14 protein-coding genes are annotated in these 16,295 nt (G+C 57.0%); 6 read left to right on the top strand and 8 right to left on the bottom strand.

Features of this window, described 5'->3' with window-relative positions; translation table 11 throughout:
• Nucleotides 1-3: 3 nt before the first annotated feature.
• A complete protein-coding gene (locus tag ACWGZX_RS02415) occupies nt 4-1,596 on the bottom strand; it encodes a GMC family oxidoreductase (RefSeq protein ID WP_452627138.1) in 1,593 nt (530 codons plus the stop codon).
• Between the two features lie 6 nt (nt 1,597-1,602).
• On the opposite strand from ACWGZX_RS02415, the gene ACWGZX_RS02410 reads away from it, so the two are divergent.
• On the top strand, nt 1,603-2,742 hold the full coding sequence (locus ACWGZX_RS02410; protein WP_452627137.1) for an AraC family transcriptional regulator: 1,140 nt from the start codon (nt 1,603-1,605) through the stop codon (nt 2,740-2,742).
• 27 nt (nt 2,743-2,769) lie between these two features.
• On the opposite strand, the gene ACWGZX_RS02405 is transcribed toward ACWGZX_RS02410, so the two are convergent.
• From ACWGZX_RS02405 to ACWGZX_RS02390, 4 genes are all read right to left on the bottom strand, one after another.
• Nucleotides 2,770-3,219 carry a hypothetical protein gene (locus ACWGZX_RS02405; protein ID WP_452627136.1) on the bottom strand — a complete coding sequence of 150 codons (450 nt, stop codon included), beginning with the start codon at nt 3,217-3,219 and terminating at the stop codon, nt 2,770-2,772.
• Nucleotides 3,220-3,349: 130 nt separating this feature from the next.
• Nucleotides 3,350-4,339, bottom strand: coding sequence for a fatty acid desaturase family protein (locus ACWGZX_RS02400; protein ID WP_452627135.1), 990 nt, complete (start codon nt 4,337-4,339; stop codon nt 3,350-3,352).
• A gap of 45 nt (nt 4,340-4,384) precedes the next feature.
• Nucleotides 4,385-5,155 (bottom strand): PaaX family transcriptional regulator C-terminal domain-containing protein, encoded by a 771-nt coding sequence (locus ACWGZX_RS02395; protein WP_452627134.1) that lies wholly within the window; start codon nt 5,153-5,155, stop codon nt 4,385-4,387.
• A 193-nt stretch (nt 5,156-5,348) separates the two neighbouring features.
• Nucleotides 5,349-6,308 (bottom strand): LysR family transcriptional regulator, encoded by a 960-nt coding sequence (locus ACWGZX_RS02390; RefSeq protein WP_452627133.1) that lies wholly within the window; start codon nt 6,306-6,308, stop codon nt 5,349-5,351.
• 168 nt (nt 6,309-6,476) lie between these two features.
• Here ACWGZX_RS02390 and ACWGZX_RS02385 point away from each other — a divergent pair, with 168 nt between their 5' ends.
• Nucleotides 6,477-8,513: an alkyl/aryl-sulfatase gene (locus tag ACWGZX_RS02385; RefSeq protein ID WP_452627132.1), complete on the top strand. Its 2,037-nt coding sequence runs from the start codon at nt 6,477-6,479 to the stop codon at nt 8,511-8,513.
• Between the two features lie 89 nt (nt 8,514-8,602).
• Here ACWGZX_RS02385 and ACWGZX_RS02380 read toward each other — a convergent pair whose 3' ends face one another.
• From ACWGZX_RS02380 to ACWGZX_RS02370, 3 genes are all read right to left on the bottom strand, one after another.
• On the bottom strand, nt 8,603-9,364 hold the full coding sequence (locus ACWGZX_RS02380) for a bestrophin-like domain (RefSeq protein ID WP_452627131.1): 762 nt from the start codon (nt 9,362-9,364) through the stop codon (nt 8,603-8,605).
• Nucleotides 9,365-9,413: 49 nt separating this feature from the next.
• Nucleotides 9,414-10,850 (bottom strand): DUF1254 domain-containing protein, encoded by a 1,437-nt coding sequence (locus tag ACWGZX_RS02375; protein WP_452627130.1) that lies wholly within the window; start codon nt 10,848-10,850, stop codon nt 9,414-9,416.
• Nucleotides 10,851-11,017: 167 nt separating this feature from the next.
• Nucleotides 11,018-11,878 (bottom strand): LysR family transcriptional regulator, encoded by an 861-nt coding sequence (locus ACWGZX_RS02370; protein ID WP_452627129.1) that lies wholly within the window; start codon nt 11,876-11,878, stop codon nt 11,018-11,020.
• Between the two features lie 134 nt (nt 11,879-12,012).
• On the opposite strand from ACWGZX_RS02370, the gene ACWGZX_RS02365 reads away from it, so the two are divergent.
• The 4 genes from ACWGZX_RS02365 (at nt 12,013) to ACWGZX_RS02350 (ending at nt 16,272) form a co-directional block, all read left to right on the top strand.
• Nucleotides 12,013-13,077 (top strand): agmatine deiminase family protein, encoded by a 1,065-nt coding sequence (locus ACWGZX_RS02365; RefSeq protein ID WP_452627128.1) that lies wholly within the window; start codon nt 12,013-12,015, stop codon nt 13,075-13,077.
• Nucleotides 13,078-13,081: 4 nt separating this feature from the next.
• Complete coding sequence (aguB, locus tag ACWGZX_RS02360) at nt 13,082-13,990, top strand: N-carbamoylputrescine amidase (RefSeq protein ID WP_452627127.1); 909 nt, start codon at nt 13,082-13,084, stop codon at nt 13,988-13,990.
• Nucleotide 13,991: 1 nt separating this feature from the next.
• Nucleotides 13,992-15,095, top strand: a complete 1,104-nt coding sequence (locus ACWGZX_RS02355; RefSeq protein ID WP_452627126.1) for an extracellular solute-binding protein — start codon at nt 13,992-13,994, stop codon at nt 15,093-15,095.
• A gap of 70 nt (nt 15,096-15,165) precedes the next feature.
• Nucleotides 15,166-16,272: an agmatine deiminase family protein gene (locus ACWGZX_RS02350; protein ID WP_452627125.1), complete on the top strand. Its 1,107-nt coding sequence runs from the start codon at nt 15,166-15,168 to the stop codon at nt 16,270-16,272.
• Nucleotides 16,273-16,295: the final 23 nt, after the last annotated feature.

The following is a 16,295-nucleotide window of genomic DNA, read 5'->3' as shown; positions in this document are numbered from 1 at the left end:
CGGTCAGGATCGCTGGCTTGCGGACAGCCAGTCGGCGGCGCGTTCGGCGATCATGATTGAAGCGGCGTTGGTGTTACCGCCAATCAGCGTCGGCATGACCGAGGCATCCACCACGCGAAGCCCCTCGATCCCATGCACACGCAATTGGCTGTCCACCACGGCATGTTCGTCGACGCCCATTTTGCAGGTGCCGACCGGGTGATAAATGGTGTCGGTGCGCTGGCGCAACAGCTCGATCAACTGTTCGTCACCGTATATCCCTTCGCTGTGCATATCCTTCAAACCGTAACGTGCCATAGGGGCTTGCTGGATAATCTCCCGAGTCATTCGGTATCCGGTGAGCAGGGTCTCCACATCATCGTCATGCCCCAGAATGTTGGGATCGATACGCGGTGGGGCGTTCGGGTCATTCGATTGCAGGCCGACGCTGCCGACGCTCTTGGGGCGCAGCACGCAGACGTGGCAACTGAAACCATGGCCCCAATGCAGCTTGCGGTTGTGGTCGTCAATCATCGCGATCACCGAATGCAACTGGATATCCGGGCGAGCAAGGTGGGCGTCGGTTTTCAGGAAAGCACCACCTTCGGCGAAGTTGCTGACGAAAGGGCCACGTCGATGCCGGACATAGTCGATCAACGCCTTACCCATCTTCGCGCCGCCGCGCAGGGAGACCCCCATCAAGGATGTGTCGTGGCTCTTGTAGCTGAGCACAACATCCGGATGGTCTCGCAGGTTCTGCCCGACACCGGGAAGTTCGTGCTGCACTTGTATGCCCTGTGGCTTGAGTTCCGCTTGCGGGCCAATCCCCGAGAGCATTAACAAGTGCGGGCTACCAAAGCAACCGGCACTGAGCAGTACCTCCTGGCGGGCCTTGATAGTCTGGCGGTTGCCCCTGATGCGCAGCTCCACGCCGACGGCCTTCTTGCCTTCCAGCACGATGCGCTCGGCGGCGACTGAAGTCAGCACGGTGAGATTTTTGCGGGTATGTCGAATCGGTTTAAGGAAAGCGGTGGCGGTGCTCCAGCGCCGACCGTCGCGGATAGTCACGTCATACTGACCGACGCCTTCCTGGTCGATACCGTTGAAGTCGGGGTTATGGCGGTGTCCGGCCATCTGTGCCGCCTCGATAAAGGCTTGGGTGGCCGGATGTATCGGGTTCTTGCCGACATAGAGTTCGCCATCAGCACCGTGATAGTCGCAGGTTCCGCGGTGGTTCATTTCACTCTTGCGAAAATACGGCAGTACGTCGGTGAACGACCATCCCGGATTACCCAGGGCCTGCCAGTCATCAAAGTCACTGTGATGACCACGGATATAAACCATGCCGTTGATTGAACTGCTGCCACCCAATACCTTGCCTCGCGGCTGATAGCCGCGACGTCCGTTCAGGCCAGGTTGCGGTACTGTCTGGAACGCCCAATTGACATGTCGGCTCGGCAGGATCGCCGCGACGCCCACGGGTGCATGGATCAGTGGCGAGCGGTCTTCCGGACCGGCCTCCAGCAAACAGACTGTGACATTCGGGTTTGAACTCAGGCGATTAGCCAGGACGCAGCCGGCTGAGCCGGCGCCGATGATTACGTAGTCGAATTCCATCACAGCATGATCCCGATGAGCGAACAGGGGCTGCTTCACCAGGAAGCAACAGTGGATACCTGGGATGGATTGTTGGCTGAAACATACAGAAAACTATTGACCTCTCATGACATTTATTTGATCTTTGACGACATGACTTCTCTGATCAGAACAACATCGTTTACCGGATTCCGTGAAGTGACGAGCCAGCTAGGCGGGCAAGCTGACCTGATGCTTGAACGCTTCCGCATCAATCCGGATCTGCTGATGGACGAGGACGCGCGCGTGCCGCTGCGTTCGTTGGTAGGGTTGCTGGAGTTTGCCGCGCGAGAGCTGGAGTGCCCCGATTTTGGTCTGCGCATGGCCGAGTATCAGGACTTGCATGTACTCGGACCGATTGCGGTGATCGCTCGAACGTGTGCAACGGCGGGAGAGGCGCTAGCGCAAGTCATCCGTTTTATCGGTTACCACAGCCCCGGCATCCAGCTTGATCTCGACCTGAGTGAGGCCCGAGCTCCGCGTTTAGTGATCGATATCCGGTTGTCCGGACCGAGCCCGCGACGGCAAATGGTGGAGCTGGCGATGGGGGTGGCGCATAACGGAATGAAGTTGCTCTATGGCGACAACTTCGTTGCCCAGTCCGTTCTGTTTTCCAGTCATCTCTCAACTGCGCAGGCTTACCGGCGCTATTTCAAAACGACGGTGTACACGGGCCAATCCTGCAACGCGCTGGTTCTGCGCGACGAACAACTGAGTCAGCGACTTGAGCAACATGCTCCCTACCTGCATCACGCACTGGAGGCGTATTTCAACCAGTTCGACTTGCAAGCGACATCGAGTGTCGTCAATCAAGTCGAACGCCTGGTCCTGCGCATGATGCCGATACAGCGTTGCCGTTTGCCGTTGATTGCCGAGCAGCTCGGCATGCATGTGCGCATGTTGCAACGAAGGTTGGCCGAGGAAGGGCGAAGTTTCGATGAAGTGGTTGAGGCCCTTCGCCGCGACCGTGCCGACCACTATCTGGCGGAGCGGCACATGCCGATGTCCCAGGTTGCCGGTCTTCTCGGCTATAGCGAACAGAGCGTATTCAATCGTGCTTGCCGTCGCTGGTTTTCCATATCACCGGGAGCCCGGCGCCGTCAGTTGCTTGGAAGTGGCGACCTCTGATGAGGTCGAACCACTGTCCTGGGCAATTCATTTAGTCGCTTGCGCGACATTGCCGCAGAAAATATCGGTGTTGCCATCCTCGGGTGAGGTACGCAGAAGAACGGAGTAGTTGCCGGCAAGCAGGTCTGGCATTTTTATCGGCGCGCTTCTGTAAAAGGTCCACCCACCGGTACCCGCATTGGGTTCAGTATTGACCTTGTCGTTCAACGCGTAGGCGACTGCGCCGGGTTGCTGGCAGCTGCCTTTGTTGATGAACGTGAAGATGCGCGGGGGCATGATGGTTCCGGTTGGAACACCTGTGATGTAGAAGTCAAAGTTGGTTTGATCGCCCACGCTGGTCAACGTGGTAGTGGCAATCTTCCCTGGATTCGCGTGGGTCGCTGCCAAAGGAAGGTTCATCGAGTGGTTTGATGAGCTGGTGCAGCCGAAGAGACTTGCGGTGACCAATAGCGCTGCCAGAGGAGTGTAGAATTTCATTGCCAATCTCCAGTAATGGAAGAAGTGCATGGGGGGCCTATTGGGTATAGCTCAATAATGCGGTGTCGCATTCTTGAACCTCTACTTTTATAGCCCCCCTCAAAAATCCCTGGACCCCCCGGTTTATCAGTCAGTCATTGCGAACCCGCAGGCTCACGCGCTTGAGCACCTGTAGGTAGGTGGGTGGTTCCGGTACGATGCCGCGCTGTCGCAAAAGTGCATGCAATTTAGGCAGGCGAAAATACGGTACCGAGGCCATCAGATGATGCTCAATGTGAAAGTTGACCCGAATAGGCGCCACGCAAGCGCGGGCGATCAAGCCGGCGTGTGTGGTACGGGTATTGCGAAGTACGTCCGGGCTTGATTCCAGACAGGCATGTTCCGCCATGGAGCGAATGCGGATGAACAGCGGGAACGGTGTGATGTAGGCCAGTACCCAAACGCCGTATAGCCAGGCATTTCCACTGATCCAGAACACGGCAAAGAGCAGGGCGTTGGTGAGTAGCATACCGCTGGCGTTTTTGAAGAAGGTCCGTGGATAGTCCCACCAGCGACGACCCTCCTGGGGCAGGCGGCGGATATCGCTGGTCAACGACCACTGCAGCACACCGGCATCCATCAGCAAGCGTCCCATCAGGAACTTGAGGCCGGTGACGCCTGAAAGATCACGCAGGCACTTGCGCATCAATGAGCGGCGAGTCGTAGGCAATCCCGCTACCAGACAGAGATCGGGATCGTCGACAGAAGAAGTTTTGGCGTGATGGGTCAGATGATACGGACGGTACTTGCGCAGCTCATTCCAGATCGGCCGAGCGCACAACCAATCAACCAGTACGTCATTGCACCATTTGGTCTTGAACAAAGTGCCGTGCGCGGCATCGTGCTGCAAAATCCCAAAGCACAACTGGCGTCCGGCAATAATAGCCACACCCAGGATCAGTGCGAGGCTGAACCCCCACCAGGGCAAAAAATCGCGGGCCCAGGCCAGCCCCAAAAAGGTCAAGGCCAGCACCCCCCAAGTAGAACCCACCGCCCAGGCGCCCCACCAATCTGAGCGTTCGCTAAAGGATTTGATTTCGTCGCGGCTGAGAATATCGCTGATTTTAGTCTTGTTATGCATGTCTATCCTCGACATCAAAGGCCTGTAGCCGGCCTGGGTGATGAGTCAGTTGGGGCTTGAGGGTTGTTGCAAAAAGGTGCGCCAGATCTGGTGGCCGTGGTCCACGAAACGTTGGGTGCAGGCAAGGAATTCGGTGCGCAGCGCCACATTGACCAAGGGTTGTGGCAGCAGGGGATCGAAGACGATCTGGCGGATGGCTTCTCGGCCGAGGATGAAAGATTCGCGTGCGGCCGCATCCAGCTTCAGTTGCTCGGCGCGCAGGGCCCAGCTCTCCAGTTGCTCGCAAGAACGGCGATAGCTGTCGTTAAGCAACTCGCCGTTCCACAGACTTTGTATTCGCTGCGCTTGCGTATCTTCGAAGCCCGTGGCCTGGAAAACCAATGCCGCCGGCTCCAGGCCGAGCTCGATCAAGCGTTGTCGCAAAGATTCGACATCAGGCTCGACATTGTTCGGACGCACGTACAGATCCTTGTCCAGTTCCGCGAAGCCAAGCATGTGCAGCGCACGTTCACGCTGGCGCAAGATGTTGCGGTCACTGCGCCCCAAGGCATTGCACGCAACCATCAGATAACTACCGTCCCACGGCCGCAGATGCTGCTCCACGCTACGCCACCCAAACAGCTGCGCCGAAATGTCCTTGGCTTGCGGTCCCAACTGATAACTACCGCGCCCCGCACCTTCTAATAATGCTTCGATCGTGAGGCGCGCCAGCGTGACCCGAACGTTGTTTTCACTGATTCCGAATAGCTCACACGCGACGATCGCTTCCTTGACTTGCAAGGGAACGCCGTTTTTAGCGACCAGCAGTTCGAGCACCAGGCTTTTTGCGCAAGGTTTCATTATTTTCCCAAGTCATTACCCTTTAGGTAAAAAATTATCGTAACCCGTAATATTACGCAACAGGCTATTAAAATAATAATTTTGTAATTATCAGGAGTCGATGCGGGAAGGTGGGGCCGCAAGATAAAGCGGCTATCGGTGAAGGTCTTTACCAGGTGTACTGCCTAAGTCACTCCATCCTCATCTTGGCGAGAAGGCTTTCACGCTGACAAATTTCTACTTCCACAGCCCTCACTTCCTTCATATAAAGCTCTACCGCGGGTGGCAGTGAGCGCTCTTTAAGGTAGATGAAGCCATAACGGGTACGCAGTGCGAGGTCATGGATGGGTAACGGTACGATTTCACCCGACATGATTTCCTGCTCAAAGGTCGATAAATTCCCCAAGGCCAGCGCATTACTGGTCTCGACGAACTTGACGATTTGCATCGGTACGTCTATTTCGATCGCCGGTACAAAATCACCCGTCACCGCATCATAAGCGCCAGCACAACCCAACGTTGCCGGGAGCAAATGGCGGGCCAGCCGCAGAGGAAGGCGCGAGGCCACCCACGGATAATCGAGTGTTTGCGCCAACGTCAGTGAGCGACGTTTCGACAGCAGCGGATGGCCGGGGCGGCAAAACAGGCGTCCTTCATGCTCACCCACCAGCTCACAGGTGAATTCCTCCCTGCCGGCTAGCGTGCTGATTTCGGCGATCCCCAGATCTACTGCCCCTGTGGCGACCTGATGAGCAACCTCACGCCACCCGGCGACATGTGCAGTGACCTTGATGTGCGGATGCCGGGCGTGTAATCGCGCGATGCTGGCGTAACCGCTGGCGATGCTTGGATAGGGACCCAAAGCGACCTTCAGTGCGCCGACATCGCCTCCCGCCAGCAAGGCGATGTCACGTCGCAGGTCTTCCTCGGCCATCAACAAGCGCTGGCTTTTCTCACGAAGCAGCTGTCCAAACGCAGTCAGCACGACGCCTTCTGTGCGTCGGTCGAACAGCGTGACCCCGAGTTCGCTCTCCAATAACTGGATGCTTTTGCTCAATGCCGGCTGGGAAACCCCCAGCGCTTTTGCTGCCCGACCAAAGTGCGCGTGTTCAATCAATGCCAAAAACTGACGTAGGCGGCGTGGCGTCATGTCATAACCTTTATGTTATCGAAAAGCGTAAAAACGGAATTTTTCGTAATCAAATGAATATGCTATTCATGGCCAGACGGGTCAAGTTGACGCGTAACCAATAAATAAAATCGGGCGCAATTCACCGCATTGACGCTCTTGGCACCCCTTTGGCGCAGGAACCCTTCCATGTACAACAAGACCTTCCATCTGGCACTGGCAATCACGCTTGGCAGTGGCATAAGCCCAGCCATTTTTGCTGCGGATGCAAACGGCGCAAGTTCAGATTCGGCCTCAACACAAAATGCGCACTTCGATAGCAAGGGCAAAGCACCTTCGACCTACACGATCGAACTGCAAAATGGTGTGCGCAAGGCACTCCCTTTCGCGGACAAGCGCGACTTTGAAGAAGCGAAAAAAGGCTTCATCGCTGCACCGACCTACAACAAGATCATGGCTGACGCCGGAAACGTCGCCTGGAACATGGGGAGCTATAACTTCCTGCTGGAAGGTAAGGACTTCGACAGCGTCAATCCGTCCCTGCAACGCCAGGCAGTCCTCAACATGGCCTTCGGTCTGTATGAGGTGGTTCCGGAGAAAATTTACCAAGTGCGCGGATTTGACCTGGCCAACATCACCTTCATCAAGGGCGATACGGGCTGGATTGTGTTCGACACATTGATGTCGAAGGAAACCGCCAAGGCTGCCCTGGATTTCATCAATGAAAAACTCGGCAAGCGCCCGGTTGTAGCGGTAGTGATCTCTCACTCCCATGCCGACCATTTCGGTGGTATCCGCGGCGTGGTCGATGAAGCCGACGTGCGCAGCGGCAAGATCCCGCTGATCGCACCGCAAGGTTTCATGGAGCATGCCGTGGCTGAAAACGTCTACGCCGGCAATGCCATGACTCGGCGCGCGTTCTTCCAATATGGTGTGATGTTGCCGCACAGCCCCTATGGCCATGTCGACATGGCCATCGGAAAAAATGCCTCCATTGGCAACATGGGACTGATTGAGCCCAATCGCTATATCGCGAAAGATTTCGAAACCCTGACCATCGACGGTGTGGAAATGGAGTTTCAAAGCACGCCCGGCACCGAAGCGCCTGCGGAGATGAATACCTGGTTCCCGCAATTCAAGGCATTCTGGGCCGCCGAAAACATCACCGGCACGATCCATAACATTTACACCCTGCGTGGTGCCTTGGTCCGTGATCCACTGGTTTGGTCGAAGAACATCAACAACGCTTTGTATCGTTACGGACAACAGGCCGATGTGATGTTCGCGTCCCACAGTTGGCCACGTTGGGGTAATGAGCGAATTCAGGACGTCATGCGTGCGCAACGCGATGCCTACGCCAACCTGAACAATGCCGTACTGCACGCCGCCAATCAGGGCGTCACCATCAACGAGATTCAAAACGTCTACAAATTACCCGAAAGCCTGAAAAACAACTGGGCGACTCATAGCTACCATGGCTCGGAAGAGCACAACAGCCGTGCCGTGATCAACCGCTACCTGGGTTACTGGGATGCCAACCCGGCGACGCTGATGCCGCTGTCTCCGAAAGATTCGGCACCGCTGTATGTAGAAATGATGGGTGGCGCAGACAAGATCATGACCAAGGGGAAATCCCTGTTCGATCAGGGCAAGTACCGCGAAGCCTATGAGATCCTCAATAAACTGGTGTACGCCGAACCCAAAAACAGCAAGGCCAAGGACCTGCTGGCGGATGTTTATGAGCAAGTCGGCTATCAGAAAGAAAGTGCCGGTGTACGCAATAGCTTCCTCTCTGCGGCGTATGAATTACGCCATGGCATGCCTAAGGGAGTGCCGCCAAAAACCACCGGGCCTGACTTGATCCGCGCCATGAGTACAGAGTTGTGGCTGGAATACCTCGGCATCGCCCTGGACGGCAGCAAAGTCGCGGACCAACACTTCGTCTTGAACCTTAAGACTCCGGACAATGGTGAGCAGTTTGTGGTTGAGTTGAGCAATTCGACGCTGACTAATATCAAGGGGCAGCAAGCGAAAAATGCCGATCTCACAATCACCGTTAATCGCTCTGATCTTGAAGGCGTAATGGCGAGGAAAGCCAGCTTCGATCAACTCGTCCAGGCCGGCAAAGCTACATTCGAAGGCGACCATAAACCTTTCGCGCAGTTGATGGCTGCCATCACCCCATTTACCCCCGCGTTTGAACTAATACCAGGCACCAATCAGTAATCCATCGCCTCTATACGGTGAAGCAACCTTGCGCACGTGGAGACCTGTCGTGCGCAAGGTGCACAAAATTCGGGAGCACGTTTTTTGGGTTACTGTCCGAGGCGAGAGAGAGTGTCGCGCATCGGTTCGACTGATACCCCGATCAACCCATCGAGCGGTCTGTTCATCTCTTGAATAAGCAGGATTGCCGCGGAGGCCGAAAGCGCGCACGTTAAAAACGCGGCAATGACCGTCCCGTTGTTGGGGGCGAACACGCCGAACGCGCCGAAGATAACGGATAGCCATGCGACGAGAATGATCAACAACGTAACGGGAATCGATCCATGAGCTTGCAGCAGTGTTAACCACCGTGCAGCTAGCACTTCATCGGCAATCTGTTGCGCACGAGCCTTGAGCGCTCGCTGCGAATCATTGCCAGGCTTCAAATCATCAATCTGTTGCCTGAGAGCGTCCGAACGGCTAATGGCCTCCGGGCTGTCGAGTTGTGAGATCGTTGCGCTGTCGTGTGATGCAACAAGCTCGATCACGGTAGCGTAGTTGCGCTTGAGCACCGCACGGATGTCTTGGGTTTCGGGTCCATACCTCGCCAACACCCGGTCAAACTGAAACACCTTGGCCGCATTGACAGTGAGCTCGGTGCTGGTCGTTTCGAACGTAACTTTCGCGGACGAGATCAACAGCCCAAGAACCAGGGCAGCCATTGTCGCAATCAGTCCGGTCGCCAGTTTTACAACGGCAATGGACTCATCACTCAGGTGGTGTTCCGGCAACAACTTCTGTATGTAAAGACCCAGCAATGCGCTGCCGAATACACATGCAAAAGCAATTAGTGCGATGACAAAAGGGCTCAATTCAAATCTCCTGTTATGGCAGCGCAACCGCACGGCTGAAGTTAGCTATTTACTGCATCTGCACAATGGCTGGTGGTGACCAGGTGCCGGAATCCGCTGGAAGTATGGAGGGCGCGTACGTCTTCGGCCAATAGAGGCGCATGACGAGGTAGATGGCACCATCGGGGGCTGGCAACCAGTTCGTTTCATACTCTTTGCAGGGCGGCTCCTTCTGGATATAGAGGGTAAGCGACCCATCCGCATTCTTGTTCATGCCGGGCAACATAGGTGAATTGATGAGGTAGCGGTTTATCGGGTTTTTGATCAAGAGTTGACTCTTGCTGTCGTACATCGTGACTGACCAGAAAGCATTTACCGGCGGGAGCTGTCCGGCTGCAAAGGTGAGGGTGTAATTGTGTTGACTGCCGTTGAGTAAATTACCTTTCGCATCGGTGTGAGTGAGGGGATACATGGCTTCGACAGCATCATTGCCGTAAATGCCAGCCTTTGCAGCGGCGGCGCGCATTAACCAATTACCGTTGTAAAAGGCTTTGTCTCCAAAGAGGGAGTCGACTGTCCACCCATTGATTCCCTTCATTCCTGTCGACAGATAAGTTGATACTTTCGCGTCACCGTCCTTCATGGCAAGCAAAATGGCTGCTTTGTGTTCCCTGGAAAGATCTTTGAACTCAACGGTCTTTTCTGGCCCGATACCGATGCTGGCGAGCCTGGCACGGAGTGCTTTATCCGCTGGAGTTTCTGGTACGAATTGAAGTGCGGCGTCCAGATACTGATAGTAGTTGTCTTTGATGCCCGCGGTCGTGGCCGGGAGGAAATCAGTGTCAGGTGCAGCGGCCGGGGCAGGTTGATTCAGGAATGCCGAGAGTGGCTGCGCCTTGTACCCCGCCTGAACCTTCACTACGTTTGGCATGTCCTCCGGGCTGAAGAGTTGGGTGCGAAAAATAGTGAGTGCGAAGGGGGTGGTCGAGTGAAAGACGTTTTCGATCCCGGCAGGTATCGAACCTTTCCAGTCCGGGCCAACGACCAAATAGGCGCCAGACTCCGTGCCAGTGGCGCGACTGCCTATGTAGCCGAAGTTATAAGTGTTGCCATCGATGAACTGCACCGAGTAATAACGGTTCTTGTCGACGGCGGGCACGGAAATGATCATTGGCTCCGCACGCAGATCCAGCCAGACCATGGAATATGGCGTATCACTGTTGGGCGTGACGATGGCGGTGTCCTGATAGGTAAAGACGCGCGTTTCATTGAATATCTGATTGAACGGAGCTTTATATTGTCCGGAGTTCTTGTTCAGTGCGAACTCGTTCATGACGGCATAGTTCATCGCAAGTGGCAGGCCGTAGATGTAGGCTTCTTCCGCGATGGCTTTGGTCTCGGTGATGCTGGGGACAGCAGTGCCAGCCTTTCCTGCACAGCCGGCCAGTAGTACCGCTGAAATGACACTGTACAGCGCACCCACGAACAGCATGCGTGCTCGTTTCATGTGTCTTTCTCCTTAAAGAATGCGATGACCGTCGGCTTACGTTCGACTGCGGATCAAATCTCCTTTTTGAGTGTCCCGATTAGCATAGAGAGAGTAGGTCAGATTGATAGCTCAGGAAGGAATGCAGGATCATTTCAGAGGCACTCACTCAGGTCTGCGTACAGACATTAAATGGTTACATCATCGAGTTCGCTCACCAACCACTCACTAAAACTCCGCGCATTGTTCTCGCTGTCACGATGGGTCAGTAACGCCCAGTTCGGTCCGCGAATGGTGTGTTCCACCAAGGGTTGCAACAACCCGTTGGTGCACGCCTGCCGACTCAGTAACTGGCTGGCCAGCGCAATACCGAGCCCCGCGCAGGCAGCGTCCAGCAGCAGGCCGGGATCGGAGAAGTTCAGCCCCTGATCTTTCTGGCCAACGTCGATACCGGCTTCTACCGCCCAATGACTCCAGTCCATTTCCCGCTCGCCGTGCAGGGTGGTGCGCTGTTCGCTCGGCAGCGCCAATTGACTTGGGTGACCCGCCGGAAAGAGGCGGTCGGCGTGCAGCACTTTGAAGCTGCATTCGGCCTGTGAACTGATGTCGTCGCGCACCGCAATGTCGATCGTCTGGGTGGTCATATCCGGGACTTCATCGGTGCTGTAAATCCACAGATCCACCTCTGGATGTTGGCGGCGAAAATCCCCCAGGCGTGGCAACAGCCAGTGACGGGCGAACGCCGGTGTGGTGTTGAGCACCAGTTGATTGGGTTTCTGGTATTGCCCGAGACGGCGAATGCCGACGGCCAGTTGTTGCAGCAGCGCCTGGGTGGTGCTGAGCAGGTCGTGGCCGGCGTCGGTCAGACTGACGCTGCGGCCGCTGCGAAAGAACAGGGGTTGTTCAAGGTACGCCTCAAGGCTGCGGATCTGCTGGCTGATGGCTGACTGGGTGAGGTGCAACTCGTCGGCCGCCTTGTGAAAACTGCCCAAACGGGCGGCGGCTTCGAAGCCGCGAAGGGTGCCAAGCGGGGGCCAGTGTTTGAGCATTGATAAGTACTCCTAATCACTTTTGCGCAAAATCCATCGTTTGTTCGCCCGTTTTAGCCGCCGTAGCATGCATGCCAAGACCGCCAAGGCAGTTTTCATTGAACACAATGGCTTAACTAAAAGGGCTTTTTACCATGCAGCAGGTCAAGCAGCAGCACGAAATTCAAAACAGTGGTTGGTGGATGCCGGCCGAGTGGGTTCGCCATGCCGCGACCTGGATGGTGTGGCCGCACAATCAGGCACTCTGGGAATCAGGTTGGGGCGTCACACTACCGCTGGTGCAAGAGGATTTCGCGCGTGTGGCCAACGCCATTGCCCGTTTCGAACCGGTAAAAATGGTCGTCGATCCGTCTGCTGTCGCCAGTGCCAAAGCCTTGTGCGGCCCCAACATCGAGCTGATCCCGTTAGCGGTGAACGACAGTTGGTGTCGCGACTCCGGCCCAAGTTTCGTCTGCCATCCGCAACAAGGCCTGGCCGGTGTGAGCTGGCGCTTCAACGCGTGGGGCGGCAAGTCGGCGCATGATCTGGACGAAAGCCTGGCGCGCCGTGCACTCAATCATCTGGGCTTGCAGTGCTTTGGCACACCGCTGAGCAACGAAGGCGGCGCCATCCATGTCGACGGCGAGGGCACGCTGATCACCACCGAGTCGGTGCTGCTCAACTCCAATCGCAACCCGGGCATGAGCAAATCGGAGATGGAAGAGATCTTCACCCGTTTGCTGGGCGTGAAGAAGACCATCTGGCTGCCGGGTGATCCGGACTATGTGACCGGCGATATGACTGACGGCCATGTCGATGGCGTATGTGCGTTTGCGCGTCCTGGTGTGCTGTTGGTCGACGCCACCCACGACCAAGGCTCGGTGTATGCCGAAGTGGTGCGCGAGAACCGTCGTGCCATGGAGCTGGCCACCGATGCCCACGGGCGCACCTTCGAGATGATCGAGTTGTACGAAGCCACCGATGCTGTCGACACCGACGCCGAAGTGTTCTGCGCCTCCTACACCAATTTCTACATCGCCAACGGCGCCATTATCATGCCGGCCTACGGCATTGATGCCGACGATGTTGCGGCGCACGTGCTGCGCCTGGCGTTCCCCGGACGTGAAGTGGTGCCGGTGCGGATCAATCATCTGGCCCATGGCGGCGGCGGGGTGCATTGCATCACCCAGCAGCAACCGGCGTGGCCGGTGGAGGGTTGATCTCATGACACTTCTGACGATTGCCACCACGCAAATGCCATGCACCTGGGACTTGCCACACAACCTCGATCAGGCCGAACAGTTGGTACGTGACGCGGCGGCCGAGGGCGCCCAGGTTATCCTGCTGCAAGAGCTGTTTGCCACGCCGTACTTTTGCATCGAGCAAAGCCACAAGCATTTGGCGCTGGCTGAAGAATATCGCGACAGCCATGTGCTCAAGCGCTTCGCCGCGCTGGCCAGGGAGTTGGGCGTTGTGTTGCCACTGAGCTGGTTCGAAAAGGCCGGCAACGCGTATTTCAACTCCTTGAGCGTGGCCGATGCCGACGGGCGTCTGTTGGGCGTGTATCGCAAGACGCACATCCCCAACGCCATCGGCTATCAGGAGAAGGAATACTTCAGCCCAGGCGATACCGGTTTTCGGGTTTGGGACACCGTGTTCGGGCGCATCGGCGTGGGGATCTGCTGGGATCAGTGGTTCCCCGAAACCGCCCGCTGCCTGGCGTTGATGGGCGCTGAAGTCTTGCTGTTTCCCACGGCCATCGGCTCTGAACCTGGCTGCGCGGCGCTGGACTCACAGGACCACTGGCAAATGACCATGCGCGGACATGCGGCGGCCAACATCCTGCCGGTGGTGGCCGCCAATCGCGTCGGCCGCGAGGTGGCAACTACCGATCCCGAACTGCAAATGAGCTTCTACGGTTCGTCCTTTATCTGTAACCACAAAGGCAAGTTGCTGGCCGAAGCCGACCGCGACAGCACCGGCGTGTTGGTACACAACCTGGACCTCGCTGCCATGCGCGAAGAACGTTTGAGCTGGGGCATTTATCGCGATCGCCGTCCGGACATGTACGGAGCGCTGTTGAGCCAGGATGGCCGTCACCTCAATTCTCGCTGGAACACTCAAGGGGTTTGACATGCACATTGCCAACAAACACTTGCTCGGCGCCTTGGGCCTGGCCTTGTGCTGCGCGATACCGTCGCTGCACGCTGAGGAGAAAACCCTGCGGCTGTACAACTGGGCCGATTATTTTGCCGAGGACACGCTCAGCCAGTTCACCGCTGAAACCGGGATCAAAGTGATCTACGACGTCATGGACGGCAGCGAAACCCTGGAAGCCAAGATGCTCGCCGGCGGCAGCGGTTACGACCTGATCTTCCCTGGTGACACCGTCGCCGAGCGCTTGATGCGCGCCGGCAGCCTGCAACCGTTGGATCAGTCAAAACTCACCGCGATGGATGACGTCGAACCCGGTTTGCAGAAACTCCGTTCGCACTACGAGCATTCGAGCAAGGCCACCGTTCCCTACACGTGGGGCACCATCGGCCTGACTTTCAATGCCGAGCAGATCAAACAGCGCATGCCGGACGCGCCGGTCAACAGCCTGGACATGCTGTTCAAGCCGGAACTGGCCGCGCGGTTTGCCGATTGCGGTATCTCGATGATCGATTCGCCGGATGAAGTACTGGCGGTGGTGCTCAACTATTTGGGCAGGGATCCACGCAGCGCCAAGCCCGCGGACCTCGTTGCCGCCAGTGATTTGCTGATGAAACTGCGGCCGCACATTCGCAAGTTCCAGTCGCAGCCGGTGACCGATCTGGTCAATGGCAACCTGTGCCTGTCCCTCGGCTACAGCGGCGACATGACACAAGCGCAACGGACGTCGGACACCGCCGGGAAGAAAACCACGTTCCAATACCGCGTTCCTCGTGAGGGCACCACGGTGTGGATGGACACCATGGCGATTCCGGTCGACGCTAAACATCCGGAGTACGCCTATGCGTTCATCAACTTCGTGATGCGTCCGCAGAACATGGCCGCCATCAGCAACTTCACCGGCTACCCTACCTCCAGCGCCAAGGCGCGGCCGGGTGTCGATGTGGCCATGCGCAATAACCCGGACATTTACCTCGACGACGCCACGTATGCACGGCTGATTCCGGGCAAGGACATTCCGCAATCCGATATGCGCGCGCGGATGCGCACCTGGACCAAGTTCAAGACCGCCACTGCTCAGTGACGTTCGGCCGGCACCGGGTGCCGGCCTTCACCTTTTCAGCAACAACGAACAGCTATCCAAGGATTCACACATGTCGACGCGTCGCGAGTTCATCAAACAAGTCTCCGTGATCGCCGGTCTGGGCGCCGCAGCGTCCATGGGGTGGGTACACGCCGCCACCCGGCGCCCATGGTTCATGCCGGATGAAGGCGATAAACACCAACGGGCCTTCATCGCTTTTGGCGCACAGGACGCGATCTGGGAGGACTTCACCGCCGATGTCCAAGAAGCCCTTGGCCTGATCGCGCGCACCATCGCCCACTATGAACCGGTCACGGTGTTCTGCCGAAGCAACGAACGGAGCCTGGCCGAAGAGCTATGCGGTATGGCCAACATCACCTACGTCACCACCCAGCTCGACGACATCTGGATGCGCGACATCGGCGCCAACTTCGTCATCGACGGGGATGGCGGGTTGGGCGCCGTAGACTTCAACTTCAACGGCTGGGGCAACAAACAGCAGCATGCCAAGGACGCGAAACTGGCCGCCTTGGTTGCCGAAAACGCAGACGCCAGTTACCTGCGCAGCGAACTGGTGGGCGAGGGCGGTGGTATCGAAGTGGATGGTCACGGCACCGGGATCATGACCGAAAGCAGCTGGATCAACAGCAATCGCAACCCGGACTGGAGCAAGGCAGACGTCGAGCAAGCGCTGAAGGAACGCCTGGGCTTGCGCAAAATCATTTGGCTACCGGGCATCAAAGGCAAAGACATCACCGACGCCCATGTCGATTTCTATGCGCGTTTCGTCAAGCCTGGCGTGGTGATCGCCAACCTCGACAACGACCCCGAGTCCTATGACCGCAAAGTGACGCTGGCCCACCTGGAAATTCTGAAAAACGCCGTGGACGCCGATGGACGCAAGCTGCAAGTGCATACCGTGTCGCCGCCGCTGAACCCGCGCAAAAGCAAATTCAACAAAAACAACCCGGACTTCGCGGCCGGCTACATCAACTACTTCGTGATCAACGGGGCGGTCATCGCGCCCGAGTTCGGGGACAAAGCGGCCGATACCAAGGCCTTCGACCTGCTGTCTGAGCTCTATCCGGATCGCGAGGTGGTGCAGCTCAATATCGATGCCATCTCGGCCGGGGGCGGTGGCATTCACTGTGTGACCAGTCATCAGCCACGGGTTTAATCTGCAGCGGCGCCCGTTGTATC

This window comes from Pseudomonas sp. CLCA07, assembly GCF_053615335.1.
Note: the sequence above shows the minus strand (reverse complement) of the source record. Positions and strands in the feature narration are given on the sequence as shown.

Coding starts and splice junctions, on each gene's coding strand:
- ACWGZX_RS02415 (WP_452627138.1), bottom strand. CDS start 1,596: ATGGAATTCGACTACGTAATCATCGGCGCCGGCTCAGCCGGCTGCGTC.
- ACWGZX_RS02410 (WP_452627137.1), top strand. CDS start 1,603: ATGATCCCGATGAGCGAACAGGGGCTGCTTCACCAGGAAGCAACAGTG.
- ACWGZX_RS02405 (WP_452627136.1), bottom strand. CDS start 3,219: ATGAAATTCTACACTCCTCTGGCAGCGCTATTGGTCACCGCAAGTCTC.
- ACWGZX_RS02400 (WP_452627135.1), bottom strand. CDS start 4,339: ATGCATAACAAGACTAAAATCAGCGATATTCTCAGCCGCGACGAAATC.
- ACWGZX_RS02390 (WP_452627133.1), bottom strand. CDS start 6,308: ATGACGCCACGCCGCCTACGTCAGTTTTTGGCATTGATTGAACACGCG.
- ACWGZX_RS02385 (WP_452627132.1), top strand. CDS start 6,477: ATGTACAACAAGACCTTCCATCTGGCACTGGCAATCACGCTTGGCAGT.
- ACWGZX_RS02375 (WP_452627130.1), bottom strand. CDS start 10,850: ATGAAACGAGCACGCATGCTGTTCGTGGGTGCGCTGTACAGTGTCATT.
- ACWGZX_RS02370 (WP_452627129.1), bottom strand. CDS start 11,878: ATGCTCAAACACTGGCCCCCGCTTGGCACCCTTCGCGGCTTCGAAGCC.
- ACWGZX_RS02365 (WP_452627128.1), top strand. CDS start 12,013: ATGCAGCAGGTCAAGCAGCAGCACGAAATTCAAAACAGTGGTTGGTGG.
- aguB (WP_452627127.1), top strand. CDS start 13,082: ATGACACTTCTGACGATTGCCACCACGCAAATGCCATGCACCTGGGAC.
- ACWGZX_RS02355 (WP_452627126.1), top strand. CDS start 13,992: ATGCACATTGCCAACAAACACTTGCTCGGCGCCTTGGGCCTGGCCTTG.
- ACWGZX_RS02350 (WP_452627125.1), top strand. CDS start 15,166: ATGTCGACGCGTCGCGAGTTCATCAAACAAGTCTCCGTGATCGCCGGT.